The sequence below is a fragment of the Actinokineospora pegani genome, assembly GCF_009745975.1.
Lineage (GTDB): Bacteria > Actinomycetota > Actinomycetes > Mycobacteriales > Pseudonocardiaceae > Actinokineospora > Actinokineospora pegani.
Genome location: NZ_WHOL01000026.1, coordinates 1 through 600 on the forward strand (window position 1 = coordinate 1; position 600 = coordinate 600).

General features: G+C 75.5%; 1 protein-coding gene. It reads right to left on the minus strand.

The window, feature by feature from the left end:
- Positions 1–600 (minus strand): type I polyketide synthase (locus tag GCL84_RS00865; protein WP_197522923.1); only part of this gene is annotated, 600 nt, incomplete at both ends.

Sequence of the window (600 nt, forward strand, 5' to 3'; positions counted from 1 at the left end):
CTCACGCCCCATCCCGACCCACTGCGAACCCTGCCCCGGGAACACCCACACGACCTTGCCCGGCGTGCCGGTCACAGCCCCGGTCACCAGAGTGGGCGCGTTCTCACCGCGCGCCAACGCGGTGAGCCCGGCCAGCGCCTCCTCGCTGGACCCCGCCACCACGACCGCGCGCTGTCCCAACGTGGCCCGCGACGAGACCAGCGCCCCGGCGATCCGCGCCAAGGAATCCGAGTCCAGGCAGGACGCCACTCGGCTCGCCTGCCCCGCGAGGGAACCGGCGCTGCGCGCGGACAACACCACCGGGAGCACACCGGGCAGCGGCTCCTGCCCGGGAGGCTGCTCGCGCCGCGCGGGCGCTTCCTCGACGATCACGTGCGCGTTGGTGCCGCTGGCCCCGAACGACGACACACCGGCCCGCCGCGGCCGCTCGCCGCGCGGCCACTCCCTGGCCTCCGCCAGCACCCTGACCGCGCCTGCCGACCAGTCGACCTGGGGAGTCGGCTCGTCCACGTGCAGCGTCGCGGGCAGCACCTCGTTCCGCAGCGCCTGCACCATCTTGATCACCCCGGCCACCCCGGCGGCGGCCTGCGCGTGCCCGAT